General features: G+C 42.2%; 26 protein-coding genes and 2 tRNA genes. 11 read left to right on the forward strand and 17 right to left on the reverse strand.

What is annotated here, in order from left to right:
- Positions 1 to 13: 13 nt before the first annotated feature.
- From EXM22_RS17820 to EXM22_RS17835, 4 genes are all read left to right on the forward strand, one after another.
- Positions 14 to 1,057 carry a KamA family radical SAM protein gene (locus EXM22_RS17820; RefSeq protein ID WP_149487821.1) on the forward strand — a complete coding sequence of 348 codons (1,044 nt, stop codon included), beginning with the start codon at positions 14 to 16 and terminating at the stop codon, positions 1,055 to 1,057.
- A complete protein-coding gene (locus EXM22_RS17825; protein ID WP_149487822.1) occupies positions 1,054 to 1,626 on the forward strand; it encodes an NUDIX hydrolase in 573 nt (190 codons plus the stop codon). The genes EXM22_RS17820 and EXM22_RS17825 overlap by 4 nt, the downstream gene beginning before the upstream one ends.
- Before the next feature lie 91 nt (positions 1,627 to 1,717).
- On the forward strand, positions 1,718 to 2,065 hold the full coding sequence (locus tag EXM22_RS17830; RefSeq protein ID WP_149487823.1) for a cupin domain-containing protein: 348 nt from the start codon (positions 1,718 to 1,720) through the stop codon (positions 2,063 to 2,065).
- A gap of 226 nt (positions 2,066 to 2,291) precedes the next feature.
- Positions 2,292 to 3,314: a GGDEF domain-containing protein gene (locus EXM22_RS17835; protein ID WP_168203608.1), complete on the forward strand. Its 1,023-nt coding sequence runs from the start codon at positions 2,292 to 2,294 to the stop codon at positions 3,312 to 3,314.
- A 6-nt stretch (positions 3,315 to 3,320) separates the two neighbouring features.
- On the opposite strand, the gene EXM22_RS17840 is transcribed toward EXM22_RS17835, so the two are convergent.
- Positions 3,321 to 3,393 (reverse strand) — tRNA-Cys (locus EXM22_RS17840).
- 125 nt (positions 3,394 to 3,518) lie between these two features.
- Here EXM22_RS17840 and EXM22_RS17845 point away from each other — a divergent pair.
- Positions 3,519 to 5,417 (forward strand): BRCT domain-containing protein, encoded by a 1,899-nt coding sequence (locus EXM22_RS17845; RefSeq protein WP_149487825.1) that lies wholly within the window; start codon positions 3,519 to 3,521, stop codon positions 5,415 to 5,417.
- 3 nt (positions 5,418 to 5,420) lie between these two features.
- On the opposite strand, the gene EXM22_RS17850 is transcribed toward EXM22_RS17845, so the two are convergent.
- Genes EXM22_RS17850 through rbsD form a run of 3 tightly spaced genes read right to left on the reverse strand, consistent with a single transcriptional unit; the run spans position 5,421 to position 7,352 of the window.
- Positions 5,421 to 6,608 carry an HU family DNA-binding protein gene (locus tag EXM22_RS17850; RefSeq protein ID WP_149487826.1) on the reverse strand — a complete coding sequence of 396 codons (1,188 nt, stop codon included), beginning with the start codon at positions 6,606 to 6,608 and terminating at the stop codon, positions 5,421 to 5,423.
- Positions 6,601 to 6,876: an HU family DNA-binding protein gene (locus tag EXM22_RS17855; protein WP_149487827.1), complete on the reverse strand. Its 276-nt coding sequence runs from the start codon at positions 6,874 to 6,876 to the stop codon at positions 6,601 to 6,603. Before EXM22_RS17855 ends, EXM22_RS17850 begins: the two co-directional genes overlap by 8 nt.
- Positions 6,877 to 6,932: 56 nt before the next feature.
- Positions 6,933 to 7,352, reverse strand: coding sequence for a D-ribose pyranase (rbsD, locus tag EXM22_RS17860; protein ID WP_149487828.1), 420 nt, complete (start codon positions 7,350 to 7,352; stop codon positions 6,933 to 6,935).
- Between the two features lie 180 nt (positions 7,353 to 7,532).
- On the opposite strand from rbsD, the gene EXM22_RS17865 reads away from it, so the two are divergent.
- Both EXM22_RS17865 and EXM22_RS17870 read left to right on the forward strand, forming a co-directional pair.
- Positions 7,533 to 7,730, forward strand: a complete 198-nt coding sequence (locus EXM22_RS17865) for a hypothetical protein (RefSeq protein WP_149487829.1) — start codon at positions 7,533 to 7,535, stop codon at positions 7,728 to 7,730.
- A 118-nt stretch (positions 7,731 to 7,848) separates the two neighbouring features.
- Positions 7,849 to 8,049 carry a YgaP family membrane protein gene (locus EXM22_RS17870; RefSeq protein ID WP_149487830.1) on the forward strand — a complete coding sequence of 67 codons (201 nt, stop codon included), beginning with the start codon at positions 7,849 to 7,851 and terminating at the stop codon, positions 8,047 to 8,049.
- Positions 8,050 to 8,094: 45 nt separating this feature from the next.
- Here the strand turns inward: EXM22_RS17870 and EXM22_RS17875 are convergent, their stop codons facing one another.
- The 3 genes from EXM22_RS17875 to EXM22_RS17885 all read right to left on the reverse strand — a co-directional run bounded on the left by EXM22_RS17875 (position 8,095) and on the right by EXM22_RS17885 (position 11,299).
- Complete coding sequence (locus EXM22_RS17875; RefSeq protein ID WP_149487831.1) at positions 8,095 to 8,847, reverse strand: hypothetical protein; 753 nt, start codon at positions 8,845 to 8,847, stop codon at positions 8,095 to 8,097.
- Positions 8,848 to 8,928: 81 nt separating this feature from the next.
- A tRNA-Asn gene (locus EXM22_RS17880) sits at positions 8,929 to 9,001 on the reverse strand.
- 174 nt (positions 9,002 to 9,175) lie between these two features.
- A complete protein-coding gene (locus EXM22_RS17885) occupies positions 9,176 to 11,299 on the reverse strand; it encodes a glutamine synthetase III family protein (protein ID WP_149487832.1) in 2,124 nt (707 codons plus the stop codon).
- Between the two features lie 348 nt (positions 11,300 to 11,647).
- Here EXM22_RS17885 and EXM22_RS17890 point away from each other — a divergent pair, with 348 nt between their 5' ends.
- Positions 11,648 to 12,934, forward strand: a complete 1,287-nt coding sequence (locus EXM22_RS17890; RefSeq protein WP_168203609.1) for an MFS transporter — start codon at positions 11,648 to 11,650, stop codon at positions 12,932 to 12,934.
- Between the two features lie 60 nt (positions 12,935 to 12,994).
- On the opposite strand, the gene EXM22_RS17895 is transcribed toward EXM22_RS17890, so the two are convergent.
- Positions 12,995 to 13,435: a CGGC domain-containing protein gene (locus EXM22_RS17895; RefSeq protein WP_149487834.1), complete on the reverse strand. Its 441-nt coding sequence runs from the start codon at positions 13,433 to 13,435 to the stop codon at positions 12,995 to 12,997.
- Positions 13,436 to 13,640: 205 nt separating this feature from the next.
- On the opposite strand from EXM22_RS17895, the gene EXM22_RS17900 reads away from it, so the two are divergent.
- Together EXM22_RS17900 and EXM22_RS17905 are read left to right on the forward strand one after the other, a co-directional pair.
- On the forward strand, positions 13,641 to 13,946 hold the full coding sequence (locus EXM22_RS17900; RefSeq protein ID WP_210411520.1) for an ArsR/SmtB family transcription factor: 306 nt from the start codon (positions 13,641 to 13,643) through the stop codon (positions 13,944 to 13,946).
- A 74-nt stretch (positions 13,947 to 14,020) separates the two neighbouring features.
- Complete coding sequence (locus EXM22_RS17905; RefSeq protein ID WP_149487836.1) at positions 14,021 to 14,518, forward strand: lactoylglutathione lyase family protein; 498 nt, start codon at positions 14,021 to 14,023, stop codon at positions 14,516 to 14,518.
- Positions 14,519 to 14,534: 16 nt separating this feature from the next.
- Here the strand turns inward: EXM22_RS17905 and EXM22_RS17910 are convergent, their stop codons facing one another.
- From EXM22_RS17910 to EXM22_RS17925, 4 genes are all read right to left on the reverse strand, one after another.
- Positions 14,535 to 15,299, reverse strand: coding sequence for an N-acetyltransferase (locus EXM22_RS17910; protein WP_149487837.1), 765 nt, complete (start codon positions 15,297 to 15,299; stop codon positions 14,535 to 14,537).
- Between the two features lie 12 nt (positions 15,300 to 15,311).
- Positions 15,312 to 16,214 carry an AraC family transcriptional regulator gene (locus tag EXM22_RS17915; protein WP_246157132.1) on the reverse strand — a complete coding sequence of 301 codons (903 nt, stop codon included), beginning with the start codon at positions 16,212 to 16,214 and terminating at the stop codon, positions 15,312 to 15,314.
- A 16-nt stretch (positions 16,215 to 16,230) separates the two neighbouring features.
- Positions 16,231 to 16,830, reverse strand: coding sequence for a YdeI/OmpD-associated family protein (locus tag EXM22_RS17920; protein WP_149487839.1), 600 nt, complete (start codon positions 16,828 to 16,830; stop codon positions 16,231 to 16,233).
- A gap of 101 nt (positions 16,831 to 16,931) precedes the next feature.
- Positions 16,932 to 17,351, reverse strand: coding sequence for an ACT domain-containing protein (locus EXM22_RS17925; protein WP_149487840.1), 420 nt, complete (start codon positions 17,349 to 17,351; stop codon positions 16,932 to 16,934).
- A 235-nt stretch (positions 17,352 to 17,586) separates the two neighbouring features.
- Here EXM22_RS17925 and EXM22_RS17930 point away from each other — a divergent pair, with 235 nt between their 5' ends.
- The gene (locus EXM22_RS17930) at positions 17,587 to 18,324 is read left to right on the forward strand and encodes a hypothetical protein (RefSeq protein ID WP_149487841.1); all 738 of its coding nucleotides are present in this window, start codon (positions 17,587 to 17,589) and stop codon (positions 18,322 to 18,324) included.
- A gap of 432 nt (positions 18,325 to 18,756) precedes the next feature.
- Here the strand turns inward: EXM22_RS17930 and EXM22_RS17935 are convergent, their stop codons facing one another.
- The 5 genes from EXM22_RS17935 to EXM22_RS17955 all read right to left on the reverse strand — a co-directional run bounded on the left by EXM22_RS17935 (position 18,757) and on the right by EXM22_RS17955 (position 23,777).
- Positions 18,757 to 19,098: a P-II family nitrogen regulator gene (locus EXM22_RS17935; protein ID WP_149487842.1), complete on the reverse strand. Its 342-nt coding sequence runs from the start codon at positions 19,096 to 19,098 to the stop codon at positions 18,757 to 18,759.
- A 23-nt stretch (positions 19,099 to 19,121) separates the two neighbouring features.
- Entirely contained in the window at positions 19,122 to 20,432 is a 1,311-nt protein-coding gene (locus tag EXM22_RS17940) for an ammonium transporter (protein WP_149487843.1), read from the reverse strand.
- Positions 20,433 to 20,640: 208 nt separating this feature from the next.
- Positions 20,641 to 22,206, reverse strand: coding sequence for a nif-specific transcriptional activator NifA (gene nifA, locus EXM22_RS17945; RefSeq protein ID WP_149487844.1), 1,566 nt, complete (start codon positions 22,204 to 22,206; stop codon positions 20,641 to 20,643).
- Between the two features lie 54 nt (positions 22,207 to 22,260).
- Complete coding sequence (locus EXM22_RS17950; protein ID WP_149487845.1) at positions 22,261 to 23,046, reverse strand: energy-coupling factor transporter transmembrane component T family protein; 786 nt, start codon at positions 23,044 to 23,046, stop codon at positions 22,261 to 22,263.
- Positions 23,031 to 23,777 (reverse strand): energy-coupling factor ABC transporter ATP-binding protein, encoded by a 747-nt coding sequence (locus EXM22_RS17955; protein WP_210411521.1) that lies wholly within the window; start codon positions 23,775 to 23,777, stop codon positions 23,031 to 23,033. The genes EXM22_RS17950 and EXM22_RS17955 overlap by 16 nt, the downstream gene beginning before the upstream one ends.

A 23,777-nucleotide genomic window follows, 5' to 3' on the forward strand; every position in this document is an offset into this window, starting at 1 on the left:
GTATGATGCTGGTATGGATGAAACTCATAATAAATCCGGTGAGGCTCTGCCTCACAACATTTCTCTTCAGAGGGATGAACAGGGCTGGTTCGAAGCCGAAGGTGACAAACTGGCGTATCAAGGCAATCCTTATTATCTCAACCTGGCATTACAACATGATGGAATAAGAAGACAGCTCATTCCCACAAAGCAAGAAATGATGTTTCTGGATACGGAGAGTTCTGATCCCTTATCTGAAGGAATCCACTCGCCAGTTCCCAGAATGATTCACAGGTACGGAAATCGCGTTGCTGTTCTTGTTACAGATCGCTGTTCTATTCACTGCCGTCATTGTTTTAGACGATCATTTACGGGAAAAGGCCATGCCGATCTGAGTCAGTCTGAATGTGACAGCATCATCGGCTACATCGAAAATCATAAGGAAATTCAAGAGGTTCTTCTCACTGGCGGTGATCCTCTGACTCTAGGAGACTCATCACTGCTTGAGATCCTGAAGCGGTTCAGAACCGTCCGGGATGACCTGATTATAAGGCTGGCCACAAGGATTCCCGCTGTCTATCCCAGAAGGATCAATCCGGATCTTCTTCGGGAAATTGGAAGGCTGTCTCCTTTGTGGATGGTGATTCAATTTAATCATCCCGAAGAGCTGACTCCGGAAAGCCGCAGGGCCTTAAGGATCATAAGAGAGGCAGGCATTCCTATGGTCAACCAGACCGTACTCCTTAAGGCTGTCAATGACGACTCTGACATTTTGGCCCGTCTGTTTCAGGGACTGCTCCGCGAAGGGGTCAAGCCCTATTATCTTTTCCAGGGAGATCTGGCTCGGGGAACGTCCCATTTTAGAGTTCCTCTTGAGAGAGGATGGCAGATCATGGATGAACTCAGAGTTAAAATTTCAGGATTGGCGATGCCAAGCTATGCGGTTGATTTACCTGGAGGTGGAGGAAAGATCCCTCTGAACCGGAGTCTGCTTCTGAGAACGACAAAAACGGCCTATGTCTTTAAAAATACCGAGGTCGATGGTAGAGAGTATGAATACCCAAGGGAGACAGAATGAAGGATAGTCAGCTGAAATGGAAGGAGACCGGCCGGGTTAAGGAAGTTTGGAAGGGGCCTATTTTTTCCATTGATCAAGTTCACCGGGAATCACCCGACGGCAGTGTGCACCCCATTGTAGTCTGTAAGGCTCCAAACTGGGTCACCGTTATTCCAGAGCTTCCTATAAAGGAAGGGGTAAGTGAAGTTTCCTTTTTGATGGTTCGTCAGTTTCGTCATGGAAGTGCCTCTCTTTCAACAGAATTTCCTGCGGGAGTGGTTGATCCAGGTGAAAGTTCACTCGAGGCCGCTTTCCGTGAATTGAGAGAAGAGACGGGGTTTAGCGCTGAGGAGATGATTGAGATAGGCAGCATCAATCCCAATCCTGCCTTTATGGACAATGTCTCAACAACCTATCTTGCCAGGGGGTTGAAACATACTCACGAACTGGACCTGGATGAAAGTGAATACCTTGAATGGCAAGAGCAGAGCTTTTCGCATATTCTGAACAATATGGGCAGGGGAGAGTATAACAGTGCAATCATGGTGCAGTGCTGGTACTGGTATTTGAAATATACAAAACGAATTTGATTGTGCCTCGAGTACTAAACAAAATTCACATACTGTTCTTTATTGCCATCGGGAATATTCCCATGGTAACATCCCCCAAAAGGAGTTTAGTATGTCAATCTTAAAGAATGAGGCCATGAAGACTGTCGAAGTGAACATGGAAGGTGCAAAGAACGTCATAAAGCAAACCGCTATAACCGGAGCCGAGGGATGGGACGGCTGGTCCATGCGTATTTTTACCCTAAAGAAAGAGGGGTTCACCCCCTTCCACGCCCACGACTGGCCGCATATCAATTATATCATCAGCGGAACCGGCACTCTTTTCATTGATGGGAAAGAGCAGTCAGTAAAAGCTGGTGATACGGCTTATGTCAACGGTGGTGAAGAACATCAGTTTAAAAACGCCGGAAACGATGACTTTTCCTTCGTCTGCATTGTTCCTGAAGAAGGTGATAAATAATCCTTTTTTTATACGAGTATCCGGATCTCTTCCTGGAGAGATCTGCTGTATTTCCTACAATTCCAAATCCCGGATGTGACAAAGAGTATTTTGAACTTGTTTTTCTGTCATCCTACTATAAAGGTATTTAAAAAAGGCTTTGAATATGCATATAAGAAAGATGATATCAACAAGCAATAATATAAAGCTGATGCACCTCCGGGGGATCGGTTTTATCATCATAATCATGAATACTCTATTTCTTACCATGGGTATTACCGACGATATTGATTTGGAACGAATTATTGTCTTTTCCGAAGTTTTTCTTCAATTGCTTATATTTCTCTTATACTGGCGGAAACTGGCCAATTTGGCCAAATCATCGGTGATTCTCTGGATTGCACATCTCTGCTGCTCAATATTTGTTCTCCAGCCGGAAAATCTCGTGTTTCAATTCTATTTTATTGCCATACCACCTTTTCTTGGTTATATCGATGATTATAAAAACAGCTATAGCCGGATACTCTCTTTAATCTCTCTTTTGCTCTATAACGTAGCAATCGCCTACCAAACTGTCAGTGATATCCATGCCGGTGTTTCTCCCAAGATTGCCATTGTTGGATATTTCAATCAATTTGTTGTCGGTATCGTGCTTATTTCTGTTTTTCTGCTCCATTTCAAGATCAACCGTTCCTCCCTGAAAAAAGCGACCGAAGAGTCCACCCTGGACCCCCTCACAAATGCATTAAACCGACGTGCCATGGAAGTCGATTTGCAAATTTTTCATAAGAATCACCGGGGGAAAGGTACCTATCTTATGATGATGGATCTTGATCATTTCAAATCTCTCAATGATCTTTTTGGTCATCAGGTCGGAGATCTTATTCTGAAGGGACTTGTTAATATTGTGAACAGAACTGTCCGCTCAGGTGATCGGCTGTATCGCTATGGCGGTGAGGAATTTCTTTTAATAACTCAGGATGTAGATGAGGCTCAGGTCCTTCAGATCGCTGAGAAGATCAGGGAGAATATCTGCTTACACTCATGGGAGGTCCTCAAGGGCAAAGGAGTCACCTGCAGCTTTGGTCTTGCACCTCTTTTAAATGATTTTCCTATTCGAGACTCAATTGAACTGGCAGATCGTGCCCTCTACCGTGCTAAAAGCGAAGGGCGTAACCGGGTCTGTCTGGAAACTCCTTCAACAGTAGAAGGTCAGCTCTCATCGGAATCTGTTATAAATAAAAAAGATTCAGCTTTCACTGAATCTTAGTACTTAAGGCGCCGAGCGGACTCGAACCGCTGAATGATGGATTTGCAATCCACTCCCTTAGCCGCTTGGGTACGGCGCCGAATGTGTGAAAAAATATAACAGAACCTTTTTTCTTTGTCTATACCCGGGTGTAAAACTTTTACGAATCGTCTTTTCTCACTAAAATATTGAAACAGAATGTTCGCATAAACGGGCAGACCTATTATGATAGGTCAGTATATTCACTTTTCAGAGTCGAGGACCATAGCATTGAAAGAACAAGAACTGATTCAGCTTTTGAACGAAGCCAGAATGGCCTATTATAATACAGATATTCCTCTCATGACGGATGCGGAATTTGATCAGCTAGAAGATAATCTGAGAGAAATTAATCCCGAAAGCCCTTATTTTTCAACAGTCGGTCATGAGGGTGAAGACAGTGGAAAAATCACTCACGCCGAACCAATGCTGTCTATGGGGAAGGCAAAGACTATTGTAGAAGTCTTCAAATGGATGGATAAACTCGGGATGCCCGATGATACAAAGTGGACTCTCCAGCCTAAAATAGACGGCCTGTCCGCAACCTGCTTCTACTCTGGAGGAACACTGCGTTATGTGGCCACCAGAGGAGACGGTTCGGTGGGGCAGGATGTGACAACTATTGCAGACTATATTGAGGATATTCCTCAGAGCATTGCTGAAACCGACCATGATATTGAAATTCGCGGAGAGTTATACCTTCCCAAAAATACAGATTATGAAACAGGAGGCAGACCTCTTAGAAATAACTGTGTTGGTCTGGTGAATAGGAAGGAAAACAGGGAGGACCTTCGATATGTCAGATTTGTCAGTTATCAGACGGCCAGGTGGAATCCTTCTGCAAGTGAGGCCGGAATTATCCTCTGGTTGAAACAGCAGGGCTTTCATACAGTAGAATATCATGAGGCCCGTTCTAGAGCGGATATTGAATCTTTTTATAATGACTATTTACAGGGATATCGGGATCAGTGGCTGTATGAGACCGATGGTTTGATTCTCACCGTGGATGATAATTCTCTGCACAGAGAGATCGACAGCCGGTGGGTCGTCGATCATCACCACCACTATGCCCTGGCCATTAAGCCTCCATCAGCCTCAAAAAAGACCCGTCTTAAAGCTGTGGATTGGCAAGTCAGCAGGCAGGGCGCTCTCATTCCTGTTGCCCTATTTGAGCCCATTGAATTGGGAGGTGCCACCCTGGCAAGAGCCTCTCTTCATAACAGAGCTTTTGTTGAATCCATGGCTCTGCAACTGGGAGATGAGCTCCTGATAGAACGTGCCAATGATGTTATTCCCTATGTGAAAGAGAACCTTTCTTCCTCAATGCGAGAGGGAGAATCCTTTATGTCCAATTTGGCTCCTTCCCTTTGTCCAGTTTGCGGCAGTGCCGTAGTGGAGGAGGGGGTGCATCTGAAGTGCAGTAACCTAGAATGTCCGGAGCGAAAGATTCAAACGGTCTTGTACTGGGTGAAGGAATCAGGAATGGACCAGGTTGCCGAGGCTACAATCAGACTATTGTTTGATAAAAAAATCATCGCCAATGTCAGTGATATGTATAAAATTGAGGCTTCGGACCTCGAAGGCCTTGATGGGTTTGGTGATAAGAAAATTTATAATTTCCTGACTCAATTGGAAAAGGTCCGGACCATGGAGGCTCCAGCTTTGATCAGCAAACTGGGAATTCCTCTGGTTCAGATGAAGGCTCTTAAAAAACTGGGAATCAACAGCATGGATGCCTTTATGGCATTTGAAGATGAAACTTTTGTGATAGGCCGGAATATCCTTACCTGGAAGAGAAATCCTGATAATATACGGTTTCTTCAGGACCTGCTCTCAGTCGTCAATGTACAAGATTCTAAGGACATTCAGACATTGGGACAAATCTGCATGACCGGAAAAGGGCCCATGGGTCGCAAGGAAATTCAGAAAATCATAGAGGAAAGAGGATATGAGTTTTCTTCTTCCGTGACTGGTTCAACTACAATTCTTCTTTGTGAAAATCCGGAAGGAGGAAGCTCCAAGCTGCAGAAAGCCAGAAAAATGGGGATACAGCTTATTTCTTATGAGGATTTTCTAAGTGAATGATTTTCAGAAATGAAGGTCTTCAACTCTTCTGATCTCTTCAAGGCTAATACTGCTCTTGTTCCTTTCCAGGAAGGTCGGATAGAGCCGTTCGCCCCCTAGAAGCACATATTCAGCACTTCTCTGTCTTCTGATGTTCCGTGGGTTCTCAGATTGCTCTTCCATAAGCTCCCTGTAGCGTCTGTAGGCCATGAGTATACTGTCTTCGATGAGTTCCTGATCCTTTACCTCATCAGGCTGGGGAGGAATAATGATACTGTCTCCAGGACGGACAAGGTCGGGATCGGGGAAGATGGTTCTATTCTGCTTGTAAAGATAGGGCCACAGGTGTATATTGCCCCAGCTTTTCTGGGCTAGAAGGCTGAATGAGTCTCCCGGTAGGATGTTGTAGCTGGTTCCGGGAAGCACGGGAGCCACCGCTTGAATCTCTTCTATGGGATCAGAAGGACTCTCAGGTTCTATTGCTGCATCTGCTAGAGCTTGTTCAATAGGTTCTGGAACCTGAGAATCTGAAATGTCTATGTCTACCACTTTGTCCGGACCTTTTAAAAGAAACCATCCCACTCCTATGAAACAGATCAGCAGGAATAATCCAATGAGTAAGGCCTTGCGGATTCTAGGAGAGCTGTCCTTTTTAAACCCAAAATCGGGTTCTCCCTGATTCATCTCGTCAATCTGTCCCTCATCTTCTAGGAGGGATGAATCCAGTTCATTTGCTTCACTCTTCGCTGGGGGCTCTTCAATAGGATTCGGCCTGGTGATAGGAACAGTAGGAGGAATAATGGATTCCTGGGTAGACAGCGCCGCTTCGGCATCGGCTGGAGTCTCCAGCTTATAGCGTTCTGCCTTTAACAGCAGTCCCTCGTGGGCATTGTCTTCGAGGATGATCGGTTTCAAATGAGCGTATTCCGCATTGATTCTGTCTGCCAATTTTCCCGCAGGAGTGAATTTTATCCTGTAATGGGCGGGAATGATGATTTCTTCGCCGGTTTTAGGATTCCGTCCCTTGCTCTCTTTCACCTGTATTTTTTTGAAACTACCAAATCCGAAGAGTGAGAAAGTCTCATCCTTCTTCAATTCTCTGATGATGATGGAGAACAATTCTGATCCGAAGAGGAGGGTGCCTTCTTTATCCAGGTCAATTTTGTCCTGAAGCCTGTCTGCCAGTTTGCCCGGTGTCAGATACTTACTCATTGATTTTATCCTTGAGTTTGGCTGAGGGTCTGAACTTTACCTTCTTTCTGACGGGTAGTTTCATTCGTTTTTTGAGGACAGGATTGTAGCTGATGCGCTCATTTGTCAACTCTGCCTTGAAGGTCCCAAAACCGGATTGGTTGTATTTTTCGCCCTCTTCCATTATTAAGATGATCTCTTCCATGAGGGCGTCCAGTGTTTCTCTGACTGCTTTTTGAGACATATCGAGGTTTTGAGACAGTTCTCTGACCAGGTCCTGTTTGTTCATATATTTTTATTATACAAACAATACAGGGGGACAACAATCATAAAATTCGATCCGGATTAGAATGTTACTCCAGAAAACAGGATGATATTTGCAAAGGGCATCACCTCTCCTGTGCGTACAATGGCTCTTGAATCAGCACTGAGTTTTTTGAAATCTTTGTGGGGTATGAATGTCATGGATGGCTTGTAACCGGTTTTTGACTCATATTCGGTCATCAATGCCAGTATATCATCCAAGCCTTCGGAGTTCTCATTTCTCATCTCTTCTGCAAGGGCGACTTTTTCAATGCATAACTCATCGAGAACCGCAGAAAGGACCTGGATAAAAGATGGAACCCCCTTGGTCACGGCAAGATCTATTCTTTTTGTATGAAGGGGTATGGGGAGACCCGCATCTCCTATGGTGAGTGAATCTGTATGACCCATCGATGCTATCACAGATGATATTTCGGAATTCAATAGAGTACCTCTTTTCATGGCATCCTCCTATCTACAAAATATATTGAATCTAGGAATGTTACACAATCATGATGTAGAAAATCCTCATCATCTTGCTGAATCAGTGCCGATAATCAATTTAAGGCTACTTTGTTATGTCTGCCCGGAGATCTCTGACAGACCATCACCTATTGTTGGATCAATAAAAGGGAGAGGCATATGGATTTTATTACTTATCTTGTATACAAGGATTATATTCCTTTTCAGGTTGGGCTGAATCTGCTGCGTTCCTGCATTGCCGAAGAGCATATGAATCAAGTGACAGAAGAACTTATCCTCAGAAATATCCTTTCAGAAGCACAATTGTTTCGATACCTACAGCAATGGGAAACAGACGAACCGGGAATCTCAGAATAAGGCGGCTTATTTCTCTTCCTGTGTCATTCCGTAAAATGATTATGAAATCAATGGAATCTTTCTCTTTTTTACATATAATTAATAATATATAAAGTTTTTATTGAACCGGGAGGTTGTTATGAAAAATATGGGATCATTGGATCGTATTATCAGATTGATTCTTGGGCTTGTCCTCATTGCAGGAGGTCTCGTTTTTCAGGTTCAAAGTGGACATTTATGGTGGCTTGTTCTGCCAGGGGCTCTGATGGTCATCACATCCTCTGTCGGGGTCTGTCCTGCTTATATTCCCTTTAAACTCAGTACAAAGAAAAAAGACTGATAAGCCTCCCGTCCTTCTGACTTGTTTGTCAGAAGAGCCGGAACCTCAGTATATGGTTATTGTACAATCTGCTTCTGCATAGGACATGCTGTTGTAAGTTGTGAAATTCGTCTGAACATTCAGTTTCAGGTATCCCTCTTTCGTCGAACCCGCCGGGATGTTGGTAATGACCCCGTCGCCTTCAATGGTTTTTATTTCAGCTGTGTCTACGCCATTATCATAGGTCGCTGTGACAGTGAAGGGTACGTGGACAATATCAATGGTGACTGGGGAATTATTGCTGACCGAGAAGGTTATGGTGAAGGGTTCGTCCTGTACTTCATCTTTCAGAGTATAGCTCACAGCGCTTATGGTGATATCTGACGTATCTACTGAGGTCTTGAGGTTTGAAGTGACAGTAATGCTTTCCGTTATGGGATCTCCCTCATTGCCTTCGTCATCTGTGGCTATGAGTTGCAGGGTATAGTCCCCCAGGTCCATATCGTCTGTATCAAACCAGTTTTCCCAGATGAGTCCACCAAAAATCCACGAATCGTCAATCTCTTTGCTATAAATTTCTGTCTCATCCGAAAGGACTGTGATAGATAGAGTCGAAGAATCATCCTCCGGGTCTTCTACATTCACGGAAATATAGACCGTATCGCCCTGGATAATGGATGTTGTCGCCTCGTTGGATGTTGTTGTGGTAATGGTTAAGTCTGATAGAACCGGCGGGTAGGTCGGTGGATACAGGCTGCTTTCGCAGGAGGCGAAGCAGAGAAGGGAGAATATGAGTGAAGAAAGACGTCTTCTGAACATATTCAAATCATAATAAATAGTTGTTTAATAATCAAAGGGGCAGGGATAAAAAAAGCGGAATCCAATGGATTCCGCTTTGAGCTCCCCCGAACAGACTCGAACTGCTGACATGATGGTTAACAGCCATCCGCTCTACCAACTGAGCTACAGGGGAAAGTTAATTCTTGAAGAAGAATAAATGGTTTTACTAATCCTGTCAACAGAATCTGCAAAGAAAACATTCATATTTTTTTGACAAATTTTATGGCCGCAAAAAAGTGTTGTTTTGAAATTTAAAAAGGCTGCCTTTTAAAGGGCAGCCTTCTGTTAATTCTTTTTATTAAAAAGATTAAAGATTGAAAAGCATATCTTCATAAGAAGGATAAGGCCATAACTGTTTGTCTGTTATCTTTTCGAGTGCATCTGCACAAACTCTTAAGTCTTCCATGGCTGGGAATACTTTTTCTCTGTATGCTTTTGCCTGGGCCAGAAGATCATCTTCCAGTTCAAGTGCCGCTTCAATTTCTTTGCCGAGGGCAATACCAGTCTTCAACATACATTCCATCTGTCCGTTCAGGTTATCCAGCAGAGATTCCTGGGCTGCTGTGTCCGCAGTGGGAACGACGGACTTGATTGAAAGGATTGTATCGGCAATGCTGGCTGCAAATTCACTGACTACAGGGAAGATGAGACGGTTGGCCATTTCAAGGGCCACGCCAGCTTCGATGTTGATCTGCTTGCTGTAGTTTTCAAGATAAATATCAACTCTGGACTCGAGTTCTTCCTTGTTCAGAACATTGTATTTACCAAAGAGTTCAACACTGCTCTTTTCGATATATACAGGAAGGGCTGCCACTGTAGATGTCAGGTTGGGGAGGCCTCGTTTTTCGGCTTCAACCAACCATTCACCAGAATAACCATTTCCATTGAAGATGACTCTTTCATGGGCACTGTATGTTTCACAGATAATCTTCTGAATCTCTGCATTCACATCAGAAGCTTTTTCAAGTCTCTCTGCAAACTCATCCAGGATGGAGGCTACAGCTGTGTTCAGAACAACGTTGGGACCGGCTACAGACTGTGTTGATCCAACCATTCTGAACTCAAACTTGTTACCTGTGAAGGCAAAGGGAGATGTTCTGTTTCTGTCGGTCATGTCCATGGGAAGTTTAGGCAGTGTAGTTGCCCCAATTTCCATCATTTTACCATCGAGTGCTTCTACGGGTTTTCCTGCCGCCATCTTTTCAAGGATGTTGGTCAGCTGGTCACCAAGGAATATGGAAATTACTGCAGGAGGTGCTTCATTTGCACCCAGTCTGTGATCATTTCCAGGGCTGGCAGCGGATGCTCTTAGGATGGGAGCATACACATCTACAGCTTTAATTGTTGCTACAGTAAAAAGGAGGAACTGAGCATTGTCATGGGGAGTTTCACCAGGATTCAGCAGATTGATTCCATCATCTGTTGCAATCGACCAGTTGTTGTGTTTTCCGTTACCGTTGATTCCGGCAAAGGGTTTTTCATGAAGAAGGCAGGCCAGATTATGTTTATCGGCTATTTTTTTCATCATTTCCATTGTCAGCTGGTTTGCGTCTGTTGCAACATTTGCAGAGGCGTAAATGGGGGCAAGCTCAAACTGATTGGGAGCTACTTCGTTATGCTGGGTTTTTGCGGATATTCCCAGTTTCCATAATTCAGTATTCAGGTCTCTCATGAAGTCTGCAACTCTGTCCTTGATGACTCCAAAGTAGTGGTCGTCCATTTCCTGGCCTTTGGCAGACATGGTACCAAAGACGGTTCTACCAGTGAGCTTTATGTCTGGTCTGGCCTGAAAGTATTCTTTATCGATGAGGAAGTATTCCTGTTCGGGGCCAACAGATGACATGACTCTTTTGGATGTTGTATTTCCCAGGACTTTGAGGATTCTCATTGCCTGTGTGCTGATTGCATCCATGGAGCGGAGAAGGGGAGTCTTCTTATCCAGAGCTTCTCCGGTATAGGAAACAAAGGCTGTTGGAATTGTGAGTGTTAAGCCTGTGTTGTCTGCTTTCAAAAATGCAGGGGAGCCTGTATCCCAGGCTGTGTAGCCGCGAGCTTCGAATGTGGCTCTCAAACCGCCGTTTGGAAAAGAAGATGCATCGGGTTCTCCCTGAATCAGTTCTTTTCCAGAAAATTCCATGAGGATTGTTCCATCACTTTCTGGAGAGATGAACGAATCATGCTTTTCCGCAGTCAGGCCTGTAAGTGGCTGAAACCAGTGTGTATAGTGGGTAGCACCCTTTTCAATAGCCCAGTCTTTCATGGCTGATGCTATGACTTCTGCTACATCCAGAGACAGGTCAATTTCTCCAACCTGAACTTTCTTGAATTCCTTGAAAACACTTTTTGGCAATCTCTGCTTCATTACTGATTCACTGAAGCAATTTTCACCATAAATGGATTCCAATGGTGTTTTTGAATAATCAACGCTCATGAATAATCTCCTATACTCTTATCTTAATCTTTAATCTTACTATGCCCAAGACAGCTCAGGACCAAAGGTCTCTTTGAAATTTTGGATACTTGTAATATATTAAGCATAATCCATGCCATTTGGTGGCTTATTCTTTTTATAATACATAAGTTGTTTTATTTAAATAAAATAGCTAGAAGTTATTAACCATAATGCTCAGTAGAAATCTTCTTTTAGGATTAGATAGTTACGAAAAAGTATAAAAATAATATTTTTCCTACATATTTGTCGGTTATTGAAATGATTTCAATATAGATATCTCTGAATGTTAGATATATAATGAACTTCTACTTTGGAGTATCGCACATTATGATCAAAAGATTCAGCTTGTATGGTTTTTTAAAGAATCAAAAGTATTATGAACCCTTTATTCTTCTTGCCTTTTTACAAATGGGATTGAGTTATACTCTCATCGGTTTTCTGATTGCCTTTCGAGAGTTTATGGTCAATCTCATGGAAATTCCCAGCGGCGCTATTGCAGACGTCTGGGGGCGCCGCAGATCTATGATCCTCAGTTTTTTTGCATACATCATTCATTTTGCACTCATCGGATTTGCCGGAACTTTTGCCGTAAATGGACGCATACCCTATCCTCTTTTGCTGGTGTTTCTTTTTGTATCCATGGTGTTCTTTGCTGTGGGGGATGCTTTCAGGACCGGGACACATAAAGCCATGATTTTTACCTGGCTTCGCCTTCAAGGAAGGATTGATTCAAAGACGGAAGTTTATGGGTATACAAGATCCTGGAGCCAAGTTGGTTCTGCTGTTTCGGTTTTAATTGCCTGTTCTTTTGTATATTTTTCGAATTCCTATGTTCAAATCTTCTATTTTTCCATCATTCCCTATGTTCTCAATATCATCAATTTTACAACTTATCCAAAAGAACTCGACGGGGATGTGAAGGATACAGTCAATTTTAACCGTATTATGACCCATATCAAGGAGTCCTTTGTCGTCATATTCCGTCGCAAGTCTCTGCGTCGTCTAATCCTTGAATCCATGGGATATGAGGGGTTTTTCAAGTCTATTAAAGATTATTTGCAACCTATATTGCAACAGGCTTCACTGCCGGTGATCACCCTCTTATTTGCAGGATTGGCTATGAGCCGAGAACAACAGTCAGTTATCCTTATAGGACCGGTTTACTTTCTGCTCTATATGCTCTCTGCCGGTGCCAGTAAACAGGCACACAAACTAGTTAATAAAATAGGTTCTGAGGATGCTTCTGCACGTGTGCTCTGGTTAGGGATGTTTTTGCTTATGATCCTTCTCATTCCTGGCATGTTTTTGAACATATACTGGCTTATGATTGCCGGTTTTATTGCCTATTATGTCATACAGAATCTGTGGACCCCTGTATTCATCAGCCGCTTAGATGCTCACAGTAGTGAATCCCAAGGGGCTACTGTGATGTCAATTCAATCTCAGTCAAAAAGCATTGCAACAATGGTTATAGCCCCCATTACAGGCCTGGCTGTCGATTTCATAAAGGTGAAAGAAATAGGACTGAGTGAGTTCTGGCCTCTTGCTGTCTTTGGAGCTATTATTTCCGGATTATTTCTAATTGGAACCCGTAATTCCAGCAAAGAAATATAATGTATTTTAGTGCAGGTCTCATATTTTTCTGGCATTCGTGGTAGTAAAGGGGACTCTGTTTTAATTATACGATGCCATGATTTTTTTGTCTTCATCCATGAGAGAACCGGCAATTCTATCCATTTTTGCTGTTTTCCAGTGGGAAAGTTTGTTATGAGTATTCAGGTATTTCAGGGGAATTGGATGGGTCCCTACAATCACAGGAATATGATAATGGGTTTCAATATACTCTTTAAACTGGTCTATAGAGGGGCAGGGGGGGTAACCTACTACCATTCCGGTAGCAAAATGAATGGCCTCTGCACCGTTTTTGATCATTTCTTCAGGTACGTATTCAATATTGCCGCCAGGGCAACCGCCGCAGTTTGAAAAACCAACTAATTCAAGATCTTCCTTTATTGGATAATCGGCAAATCCTCCTACACGCTCTTTCATTGATTTTAGGCATTTTCCACCACCACAATTTGAATACCGTGCACAAATTATAATACCCACTTTCATAGTTGAACATCCTTAAGAATACAGATTTAAAACAACTTTCTTTGCATTTTAACACTATTTTATTTATTAATGAATAAGGAAGTATTATTGACATGGTTTTTATACTCACTCGAGCACTTTTCGGAGTTCTCTTATTAAAAAGCTTAAGAATTGACCTTAATTCTTGACTATATCGAGTATTTGGGATATCTATATATGTATGAATGTGGAAAAAATATTTAAAGCCTTATCGAATCCCTTGAGAGTTCAGATTTTATATTGGCTGAAAGATCCAAAAATCCATTTTCCCCCGATGGAGCATCTGCCTGATGATCAAAAGGGGAAGGGGTATGTTTGTGTTTCTGTTATTCAGGAAAAATCAGGAATTACCCAATCCACTATTTCTCAATATCTTCAAATTATGAAAGAGGCAGATTTACTTAGAAGTCATAGGATAGGTCAGTGGACTTATTATCAAAGAAATGAAAAAATTATACTGGAGTTTGCAGAATATATTAAAAAGGATCTGTAATTTTTTTTAGAAATATATATTGATATATCTAGATATGTATAAGTCTAGATATATACACAGCTAGGGAGTTTATTATGACGTATCCAAAAGCAATGTCTCACATAGGACTGTCTGTTCCGGATCTTGAGGCGGCCGTAAAATTTTATCAGGATGTAATGGGGTGGTATATTCTCATGCCACCAACTAGAATTGACAAAGATGATAGCGATATCGGGATCATGTGCAGTGATGTTTTCGGTGATGAATGGACTAATTTTAAAATAGCCCATACGGTAACATCCGATGGAATTGGTGTTGAGATATTTGAATTCCCTGATAATGAACCTGCAGGGCAGTTTAATTTTAAGAGAACAGGATTATTCCATTTTGCTGTTCAAGATCCTGATATTGAAGGACTCGTTAAGAAAATTGTAGAAAATGGTGGTAAACAGAGAATGCCGATCCGGGAATACTATAAGGGGGAGAAACCCTACAGAATGTGTTATGTAGAGGATCCTTTTGGAATTGTATTTGAAGTATATTCCCATAGTTATGAGCTTACATATTCTTCCGGTGCTTATATCAAATCATAGAACTGATAGTTATGAACTATTTGGGGCTCAAGATCTTATCAAATCGACTATCCATACAAACACTTATATCTGTTGTAACAAAGTTACCATTGTGAAATAAGGAAAAAATTGTTGCCGGTGTCGGGGAAGATTGAGCGAGCTCCATAGTCTCAAGTTTGATGACTTTTATTTCTATATTCCTTTTTGAAGCTGTTTCTGTCAATGATTCTCTAATGTGGTATTCGGTGAAGGGGCAGCGGTTCGTGTAGTAAACAACATAACCTTTGTCATCTGGACATGTTCCTACTTTCGCCTGTTCATTAAAATGCGGTAAAGAAGCATTTTCATTGAAAGGAAGTGACAATAGCAAGAATCCCGCGGCTGTCGAATCACACTCCTTAAATCCCTGTTTCAGCAACCATTTTGTATCACTCATAAAATGGAATTTTTTCTTTCCTACAACCGTTACTAATCCATCCCTGCCCTGTTTCTTCGCGTCTTGTATTGCTTCCTGAAGCAAAGCTTTTCCATGGCCATTTCCTTTATACCTTCCGGAGACCCAAAAGCAAGCTATCATAAAATAATTGGGAGCTGAGACTGGAATCCATGCTTTTTCGGCAGGCCCATACTCAATGAATACCTTTGCTCTTTCATTTATTCGTTTAAATCTGTATCCATTTTCGAATTCATCTTTGAGCCACTCTTTTTTGAGCTTATATCCTTCCAGACATTTCTTATCAGAAATGGCACAACAGATATGCTCTGTCTCTATATTGGTCCTATTCAATGCAATATAGTTCATTAATAAAATCTCCTATTCAATCCTCTTGATTGGCACATAAATGTCTACGAGTGTGGTCTCTTTTGCCTTGTTATAACAATTGGGTGGGTATAGTTCAAAGCAATAACCATCGTCCGTTTGCAATCCTCTCTGGGGCAGTATCGTTCTAAATACCTGTGTCCAGGCTTGTCCGAATTCATCCTTATGCACTTCAAATCTGCATAAAAGATATTTTCCTTTTGAAATACATAAGCTACCAATTTCTCCTGAAACCCTGGTGCCTTCTGGTATGATAATTCCAAGGGAAATCCTTAACTTATCATTGTCAGTAATCCCCATCGAATCATGATAGATGACTAAATCCTTTGTCTGAGGATTCTTTGTTAAACCGGATGGGGTCGCCCATTCCATCAGCTTCTTGTGTAAAGACTTAAACAATTTAAGATTTCCTGCATAAGAACCTGTATGACGGATGTAGGCTATATGCATGTCATGAAGATCTTTTTCCTCCGTAAGTAATACATTTAGATGCCCTTCCTTAGGGATCTTCATACTGATATTATTGGTAGATTTACGATTCTTGTCTTGATGAATCTTGCTATTATGCTTTTTTTTCCACTCAGTAGCTGACATTTTAAATTGTTTCTTAAAGGCTCTTGAAAAAGTAGCTGAGTCGTTGAACCCACAGGAGAGTGCAATCTCTGTGAGTGATCTTTCTTGCAACAACAAAAAAGTAGCAGCACGTTCGATCCTTAATCTGGATATAAAGCCATAGAGAGATTCATTTGTGAAGGAATGGAATATCCTGTGAAAGTGGTATTTTGACAAATCTGCAATTCCTGCTAAATCATCCAGGGTAATTTCATCTTCAAGATTACTTTCAATATAATCTATTACTCTATTGATTCGTTCTATGTAAGTATGAGTTTTATCCATTTTCAAGGCTGCACTGCTATTGTTTTATTTTCCTGGAGCCAGGGCCCGGATTTTCTTCACGAATAAGCATGTCCATGTATTTAATAAAACGCTTTTGTCTGGTTTCTGCCCTCTTTGCGCTTATCAATCCATGGGCAATAACATAATGACTCGATTTGTTAAGCTTTTCAAAAAACAGTTTTGCCTTCGGCTGGCTCTCCAGTGCAATCAGGAAATCTTCAGGGACTTTCATTTCACTTGCTGCGTAAGCATTCTCCCAGCGCCCGTCCGCTTGTGCGGCTCGAATAGGCAAGAGTCCATATTCTGTCATTCGACCTTCTGCTATCAAACGCTCCGCATGTTCTCTGTTTCTTTTAGACCAGTTACTACGCTCTTTTCTGGGAGTGATTCTTTGAAGGTAGGCTTGATCATCAATTGATTTTTTAATGCCGTCAATCCATCCCCAGCAGAGTGATTCAACCACGATATCCTCCCATGTCACACTGGGAATCTCTGTCTTTTTTTTGAATACTTTTAACCAGAGTTCACTTTCGGTAGTGTGATACATCTTGAGCCAGTGGCCGAGATCTTTGGGGGTTGCAAAGGTCATGAATTTTGTTTGTTCGGTCTCAGGCATGTTACAGAATTCTCCTCAGTATCGCACCATGGATTGTCAGTATTCATAAACAGCAAAAACTGGTGGAATAGACAAGCCGTTTATTGGATATAAATAGTCTCTCATTCTGCCTTTTGGATTCGACTTTCGATGGTCAACTCTTTTAAGGAATCCAAAGCTTTTTCAGAAAGGGTCGATTGAACAAAAATATGATCATGATAATAAGCAGCTACCACATTGGCGCTGATATAATCCTCCTTTAATTTGGAAGCGACAACAGCTGTCAATCCAACGGCATCAAGGCTGGAATGCACTTGTAACGTAATTTTTTTGAATACGCCATCAAATTTTAGTCCTTCTGACTGGGCTATCTTTTTCTGAATAATGAGGGTGAGGCCTTCTTCTTCTATGAATGTTCCTAAAGGGTTTAAATGGGACATTTCTCTTAAAGTCTTTTCTGTTGTGATAAATACGTACTCTTTGTTATCTAAAGTGGGAGTCATATTTTGTAATAATTTTTGTAGGTTTTCTTCACCTGACATATTCTACCTCTCTGTTTTTAAAATATATTGTTTGTCTAATTTTGCAAAGGATGATATTTGATGTTTCATATATGTGCCATCGTTTGTTAAGAACAATCTTATCACAGAACATTTGTCAAAATGGGTTACTTGAATATCTTTTTAGGAGTTTTTATATTCCTTACTGGACTTTATGCCCCTACAAAAGGATGTACTTCATAAATTGTCATGCTCTAGAAACCTTAATTCTTGACCGATGGTTGAACAACAGTTTATTCTGATACGGGTTTTTTCTTCCCTTAAAATAGTCATGGACGGGTGGATTTCAAAATTGTACAAAGTATTATCCCTTTTTGTTCTTTTCGTATTTGCTATATTTAGCAGCAGTTGTACTTCTACCAAAATTATTGATTCAAATCCTATAAATAAGCCTCGTGGTGATAGTTCTAATCCCATTAAGGTCAAAACATTTTTAGAAGATGTTTTACTCTATCCTGAAGGCCGAGAGATCAAAGCATATGGGAGAAAAGCGTTTTCTGTTGGTAATAGGAAAACTATTTTTGTTTATCACAATTTTTATGTTTTTATTAAAGATGGACGCTTAGAGCATACTTTGGTGTATACGGCAACGCCTAAAGAATCAGAACTTGATGGAACGTGGATGCTTGATGCCAGCTCGGATATTGAGTCATATGAACTATATTTAAACTCAGATAATCCATGGGAATTGCAAGAGTATTTGGGGCCAAAAGGTCAGGGAGTAAGTCTTCTAGAGACAAGCCATAATATTCTGGATAGATTGTCCCAAGGATACAAATTTGCCGGGACTGCAGGATTACGGCACATGGCCTGGTATCATCATTTTTGGATGTTTTTGGTCCCTCCGCCGATCATTGCTTATACAGCTGCTATGATTGCTTCCATGGGCAGAGATAATTGTATATCGGCAGTGAATGAGACAATCGTATGGGAGAAGGAATCATTTTACCACTGAATGCTGGGCTTTCTGGTTTTTCTTGGGTCTGGCAAGATGGCTATTCAATTGTTACTGTCTCCAGGCCACCATCAATGATGCAATTTGTAAGAGTAGCGTTTGAATTATTCTCAACAATGACAACATACATAGTCATAAGCTGAATAGAAGCGAAGGCGATTAGCAAAGCGATGGGAATATTCGATAGCAATATCAAAAAATGACGAATTAATTGATTCCTTTTGTGGCGGAAATGTAAAATCAGTAGGATGAATGACCCGATAAATAGAGCCAGTACACCCAAGTAAAAGGTAATTATGCCAGCTACAATAAAAAATCGAGTCTTGTGACGAGCCAGCATATAAATATTAGAAGACCCGAGAATTAAGGCATGAACCAAAAAAAAGACCCGGCGGTCAGCCGGGTCATATGTCAGAAACTTATAGGAGAGAATCAGCCGATTGCTGCATCACCTTTTTCTCCGCTTCTGATGCGGATGGCCTCTTCGATGGGAAGGATGAAAATCTTTCCGTCTCCAATTTCTCCGGTTCTGGCACCCCGGATGATGGCATCTACTGTAGGCTGTACGAAGGCTGCTGTTACAGCGATTTCAATACGTACCTTTTTAAGTAGATTCACTTCCATATCTACACCACGGTAGGTTTCTGTGTAACCCATCTGCTGTCCGCATCCCATGGCATTTGTGACTGAAATCTTATGGATTTCATCCTTGAATAATTCCTGTTTTACTGCGTTCAGTTTTTCAGGCTGAATGTACGCTACGATCATTTTCATATTTATGGCCTCCTGTCTTTAAATTACATGTTCTGGAAAATCTGGAATCCTGCATAGGATTCAGTTCCGTGTTCGGTGATATCCAGTCCTTTTAATTCTTCTTCAGCAGAGACTCTTAATCCAACAGTCTTCTTGATGATTAAAAACAGAAGTCCTGAAGTGATGGTAACCCACAGGAACACTGCGATTACACCAAGAGCCTGAACTCCAATCTGTCCGCCTCTGGTTAAACCGGAACCAATCATTTCAATATCTCCGAAGATACCTACTGCCAGGGTACCCCATACACCACACACACCGTGTACTGATATAGCACCAACAGGGTCATCTATGTGCAGTTTCTTGTCGATGAACTCGACAGAAGCGACGACCAGAATACCGGATACAAGACCAATGATGACTGATGCTCCAGGGCTGACGACCCAACAGGGGGCTGTGATACCGACCAAACCGGCAAGGGCACCGTTTAAAGACATGGACACATCGGGTTTACCACTGATGATCCAGGTAGTGAACATGGCCGCGATAGCACCGGCAGCAGCTGATAATGTTGTGGTTACAGCAACATCAGTCATGCTCACATCAGTACCAGAGAGGGTTGATCCTGCATTGAAACCATACCAACCGAACCAAAGGATGAATACACCAAGTGCTGCCAGAGGCATGTTGTGACCCATGATGGCTTTAACACTTACTTTTCCGTCAACTTTAACATACTTCCCAATTCTTGGACCAAGGATGATAGCACCCATGAGAGCTGCCCAAGCACCTACGGAGTGAACAACAGTTGAACCTGCAAAGTCATGGAATCCCATGGCGCTTAACCAACCGCCATTCCATATCCAATGACCTGAAATGGGGTAAATGATACCGGAAATGACAATACTGTAGATAATGTAGGATGAAAACTTTGTTCTTTCAGCCATGGCTCCAGATACAATTGTTGCTGCTGTTGCTGCAAAAACAACCTGGAAGAACCAGTTCATTGTATCTCCGCTGGTCAGGAAGAAGTCTGATGTTCCAATAAATCCTCCTGCAGATTCACCATACATAAGACCCCAACCAATGGCCCAATAAAGCAGGGCACCTGCAGAAAAGTCCATCAGATTCTTCATGATGATGTTTCCTGCATTTTTGGCTCTTGTGAGTCCAGTTTCTACCATGGCAAAGCCGGCCTGCATAAAAAATACGAGTCCACCGCAGAGAAGAAGCCAAATGGCGTCAAATGCTGCAGAATATAGATCCAAGGTGTCTGTAAGCTCATCAGCATGGACACTGACGCTTAGTAATAAAGCTAGAATTGTGAAGATCAAAATCTTCCTGTTCTTTTTCATTTTAGGATACCTCTCCTGATTTGTGTTCTGACCATCTATAGTGCAGGTCTTATGCCAACATGAGAAAATATTCTTTCATTAAAAATTAAATTGTTTGTATATAATAAAATAAAAAATATAAAAAAAATAGATATCCATTGATATCTCTTTTCACCGCATTTCAGAAAGGGTTTGAATGTTACGCTAATGTAATTAATATAACCCTATCCTACATATTTGTTCTATATTTCCGGTAATCAATTCCATACTTTTTGACCCTGAGACCCATAATCCTTTCTGTAATATCCAGCTTTCTGGCGGCTTTTGCCATATTGCCGCGGTTAGACTTTAAGGCCTCTTTGATGAGTTCAATCTCAAGGTTTTCGACAGATTGAAGCAGAGTTGTATGTAGCCCTGTATCTGAAGATTCTGCCGATTGCAGGCTAGGGGGGAGGTGGTAGGCATGGATGACCTGGTCCGTACTCAACAGAACAGCTCTTTCGATGCAGTTTTCCAACTCTCGAACATTCCCCGGCCAGTGATAGCTCATAAGCAAGTCTATGGCAGAACTTGAAATTCTTTTGACCTGTTTTCTATTCTTCTGGCTGTATTTTTCAATAAAGAAATCGGCCAGAAGCATCAGGTCTGTTTTGCGTTCTCTCATGGGGGGAATGTGAATGGGGAAAACATTGAGTCTGTAATACAGGTCTTCTCTGAATGTTCCTTTCAGAATTTCTTCTTCGAGGTTCCGGTTGGTCGCTGTGATGATGCGGACATTGATTTTTATAGTCTGAGAGCCACCAACGCGCTCTATTTCCCGTTCCTGCAGAACTCTAAGGAGTTTGACCTGGGTCATGGCAGAGAGTTCTCCAATTTCATCTAAAAAGATCGTCCCACCATCGGCCATTTCAAAACGGCCTTTTCGTGTAGCCAGGGCTCCTGTAAAGGCCCCCTTTTCATGACCGAAGAGTTCACTTTCAATGACACTCTCAGGCAGGGCGGCGCAATTGACCTTAATGAAGGGCTTTTTAGCTCTGAGGCTGTTGTAATGTATGGCATGGGCAACAAGCTCTTTACCCGTACCGCTTTCACCCCTGATCAGTACGGTGGCTTCACTCTTGGAAACCTGGGCAATAAGATCAAAGGCTTCCTGCATGGCCTGGGAGTTTCCAATCATGTTATCCGGTTGGAATTTATCTTTTAGTTGATTCTGAAGGCGTGTATTTTCTTCTAAAAGTTTCTGTTTTTCTTCTTCTGAATGCTGACGGAGTTTTACGGCTCTGGCTATCATGCTGGCCACTATGGTCAGAAGGCGTACATCGTCTTCCAGATCTAATCCCGAATCTTCATAAATTCTGTCAACACTGAAAGCACCAATCACTTCATTTCCGCTTTTGATGGGAACACAGATGAATGAGGTCTTTCTATTCTTGACCTTTCTTGCCCCTGTTCTGTCCAGAAAGGAGGGTTCTTCTTCGATATCGGGAATGATTTTTGGAACTCCTGTCTGAACAACCGTACCGGTGACCCCTTCTCCCACTTTGTACCGGCCCTTTGTCTTCTCTTCTTCAGAGAGTCCGAAGGCGGCCTCAATGGATATGTCTCCCGTTTTTCTGTTTAACAGGGTGATGGTTCCGCGCTCCATTCCAATATTTTCAGCGAGGGGTTCCAGAATGGGGGTAATCACCTCTTTCAGGTCCATGTTCTGATCCAGAATCTGGCTGATTTCAAATAAAAGGGTTAGTTCTTTAATTTTTCTTCTGTAATGCTTGGAGTTAAGTGTTTCTTCTGACATTAAGGTGATCATACATTTCTGTAGGTTTTAATGCAAGATGTATGAAGTCATAAATCAGTAAAAACGCATTAAAAGCAATATTGGATTGGAATCACCTGTCAACCCTTCACAGAGGAATATGAGTGTAAAAAATATTAGGAGGGTTATGAGGGGGCCGAGAGAGACGGACTGGGCCGAGATTTCTGGTTCTGTTGATTCTTCATTGTACAATCTGGATTCCATGGCATCTGATAGAGACTCGGCTTTTGTTAAAATACCTTCTAATAGAGGGATGCCTAAATGGTACAGATTTCTGATTGGTCTTCTCCGGCTCCATCCGCATCTCGCTTTCATGGCATCTCTTATTTCTGACATTTCATCCAGAATCAATGGAATAAAGGCGAGGGTTAACCCTGCCTGGGTACAGAGTCTGGCGGCAGGCAGAAAAGGGATGTGTTTGAAAATCCTGTACAGGGCTGGTGTTATGGTCAGTGGATCCGTTGTTCCTGTGAAAAGATGAGCCATCCAGAGGATACTGATAAATCTAAGCGCCCTCAGAGTCGCTGTGATCAGGCCGAAAAGGAGATCTGAATTCTCTCCCAGGCTCAATGAAATGAAATTCCCTGCGAAGATGATAAGAGGCATGATCATCAAAAGGGGATTCATCCCTTTGAGTTTTCCCCCGGATTTGATTGAGCCGTGCAGGATCAGGATCAGAAGAAATATTAAGAGCAGACGGAAGACACTCACAGATAGCAATAACAGGCTGAGACTGACCATTCCGAAAATTTTGATCATCACATTGGTCTTGTGCAGCAAGCTTTGTCCGGGGATGTAGTAGAATGTTAATCCTTCAGCCATGTCATGCTCTCTATGCTTCTATTCTCCCCCCAGGGGCGTCTGATGCCAAACTCTTCAAGCTCAGAGAGCAGGTCGCGTGGAAGACCTGTTCTTTTTATTTCTCCCTGGTTCATAAGGACAAGCCTGTCGCAGTGGGCAAGAGACTTCTCAAGGTCATGAGTGATCAGGATGATGGTTTTCCCTCTGTGGTGCAGACGGGTTATGTCCTTTAATACATCCACAACTCCGCTTTGATCCAGGCCGGTAAAGGGCTCATCCAGTACAATAATTCGAGGATCCATGACCAGGACTCCTGCTAGAATGCAGCGTCTTTTTTCACCACCAGAGAGGGTGTGAGGTCTTCGGTCTTTCAATTCTGTTATGGATAATTCCTGGAGTACAGACTCCACTTTTCTGTTGATTACATCCCGGGGCCATCGGAGATTTTCTGCTCCGAAGGCAATGTCTGAGGCTACACTCTGACCGACAATCTGGCTATCTGCATTTTGAAAGACGAGTCCGATCTGCCTTCTGGAGTTCATCAGGTCTTTCTGAATGTTTTTTCCATCCAGAAGCACCTCTCCAGTTTGTGGTTTGAGTAATCCGTTGAGGTGTCTCATCAATTGAGTCTTGCCACAGCCGTTGGGGCCGGCAATGATGGTGAAACTTCCATCGGGAAATTGGACATTAATATTGTTTAATACCTTGGGGCCGGTGCCGTAGCTTCTGTTTAATCCTTTGACTTCAAGCAA

The sequence above is a fragment of the Oceanispirochaeta crateris genome, assembly GCF_008329965.1.
Taxonomy (GTDB): Bacteria; Spirochaetota; Spirochaetia; order DSM-2461; family DSM-2461; genus Oceanispirochaeta; species Oceanispirochaeta crateris.

Excerpts from the sequence above, each read along its gene's own strand:
- EXM22_RS17820 (WP_149487821.1), top strand. The coding sequence starts at position 14 with ATGGATGAAACTCATAATAAATCCGGTGAGGCTCTGCCTCACAACATT.
- EXM22_RS17825 (WP_149487822.1), top strand. The coding sequence starts at position 1,054 with ATGAAGGATAGTCAGCTGAAATGGAAGGAGACCGGCCGGGTTAAGGAA.
- EXM22_RS17830 (WP_149487823.1), top strand. The coding sequence starts at position 1,718 with ATGTCAATCTTAAAGAATGAGGCCATGAAGACTGTCGAAGTGAACATG.
- EXM22_RS17835 (WP_168203608.1), top strand. The coding sequence starts at position 2,292 with ATGAATACTCTATTTCTTACCATGGGTATTACCGACGATATTGATTTG.
- EXM22_RS17845 (WP_149487825.1), top strand. The coding sequence starts at position 3,519 with ATGATAGGTCAGTATATTCACTTTTCAGAGTCGAGGACCATAGCATTG.
- EXM22_RS17850 (WP_149487826.1), bottom strand. The coding sequence starts at position 6,608 with ATGAGTAAGTATCTGACACCGGGCAAACTGGCAGACAGGCTTCAGGAC.
- EXM22_RS17855 (WP_149487827.1), bottom strand. The coding sequence starts at position 6,876 with ATGAACAAACAGGACCTGGTCAGAGAACTGTCTCAAAACCTCGATATG.
- rbsD (WP_149487828.1), bottom strand. The coding sequence starts at position 7,352 with ATGAAAAGAGGTACTCTATTGAATTCCGAAATATCATCTGTGATAGCA.
- EXM22_RS17865 (WP_149487829.1), top strand. The coding sequence starts at position 7,533 with ATGGATTTTATTACTTATCTTGTATACAAGGATTATATTCCTTTTCAG.
- EXM22_RS17870 (WP_149487830.1), top strand. The coding sequence starts at position 7,849 with ATGAAAAATATGGGATCATTGGATCGTATTATCAGATTGATTCTTGGG.
- EXM22_RS17875 (WP_149487831.1), bottom strand. The coding sequence starts at position 8,847 with ATGTTCAGAAGACGTCTTTCTTCACTCATATTCTCCCTTCTCTGCTTC.
- EXM22_RS17885 (WP_149487832.1), bottom strand. The coding sequence starts at position 11,299 with ATGAGCGTTGATTATTCAAAAACACCATTGGAATCCATTTATGGTGAA.
- EXM22_RS17890 (WP_168203609.1), top strand. The coding sequence starts at position 11,648 with ATGATCAAAAGATTCAGCTTGTATGGTTTTTTAAAGAATCAAAAGTAT.
- EXM22_RS17895 (WP_149487834.1), bottom strand. The coding sequence starts at position 13,435 with ATGAAAGTGGGTATTATAATTTGTGCACGGTATTCAAATTGTGGTGGT.
- EXM22_RS17905 (WP_149487836.1), top strand. The coding sequence starts at position 14,021 with ATGACGTATCCAAAAGCAATGTCTCACATAGGACTGTCTGTTCCGGAT.
- EXM22_RS17910 (WP_149487837.1), bottom strand. The coding sequence starts at position 15,299 with ATGAACTATATTGCATTGAATAGGACCAATATAGAGACAGAGCATATC.
- EXM22_RS17915 (WP_246157132.1), bottom strand. The coding sequence starts at position 16,214 with ATGGATAAAACTCATACTTACATAGAACGAATCAATAGAGTAATAGAT.
- EXM22_RS17920 (WP_149487839.1), bottom strand. The coding sequence starts at position 16,830 with ATGCCTGAGACCGAACAAACAAAATTCATGACCTTTGCAACCCCCAAA.
- EXM22_RS17925 (WP_149487840.1), bottom strand. The coding sequence starts at position 17,351 with ATGTCAGGTGAAGAAAACCTACAAAAATTATTACAAAATATGACTCCC.
- EXM22_RS17930 (WP_149487841.1), top strand. The coding sequence starts at position 17,587 with ATGGTTGAACAACAGTTTATTCTGATACGGGTTTTTTCTTCCCTTAAA.
- EXM22_RS17935 (WP_149487842.1), bottom strand. The coding sequence starts at position 19,098 with ATGAAAATGATCGTAGCGTACATTCAGCCTGAAAAACTGAACGCAGTA.
- EXM22_RS17940 (WP_149487843.1), bottom strand. The coding sequence starts at position 20,432 with ATGAAAAAGAACAGGAAGATTTTGATCTTCACAATTCTAGCTTTATTA.
- nifA (WP_149487844.1), bottom strand. The coding sequence starts at position 22,206 with ATGTCAGAAGAAACACTTAACTCCAAGCATTACAGAAGAAAAATTAAA.
- EXM22_RS17950 (WP_149487845.1), bottom strand. The coding sequence starts at position 23,046 with ATGGCTGAAGGATTAACATTCTACTACATCCCCGGACAAAGCTTGCTG.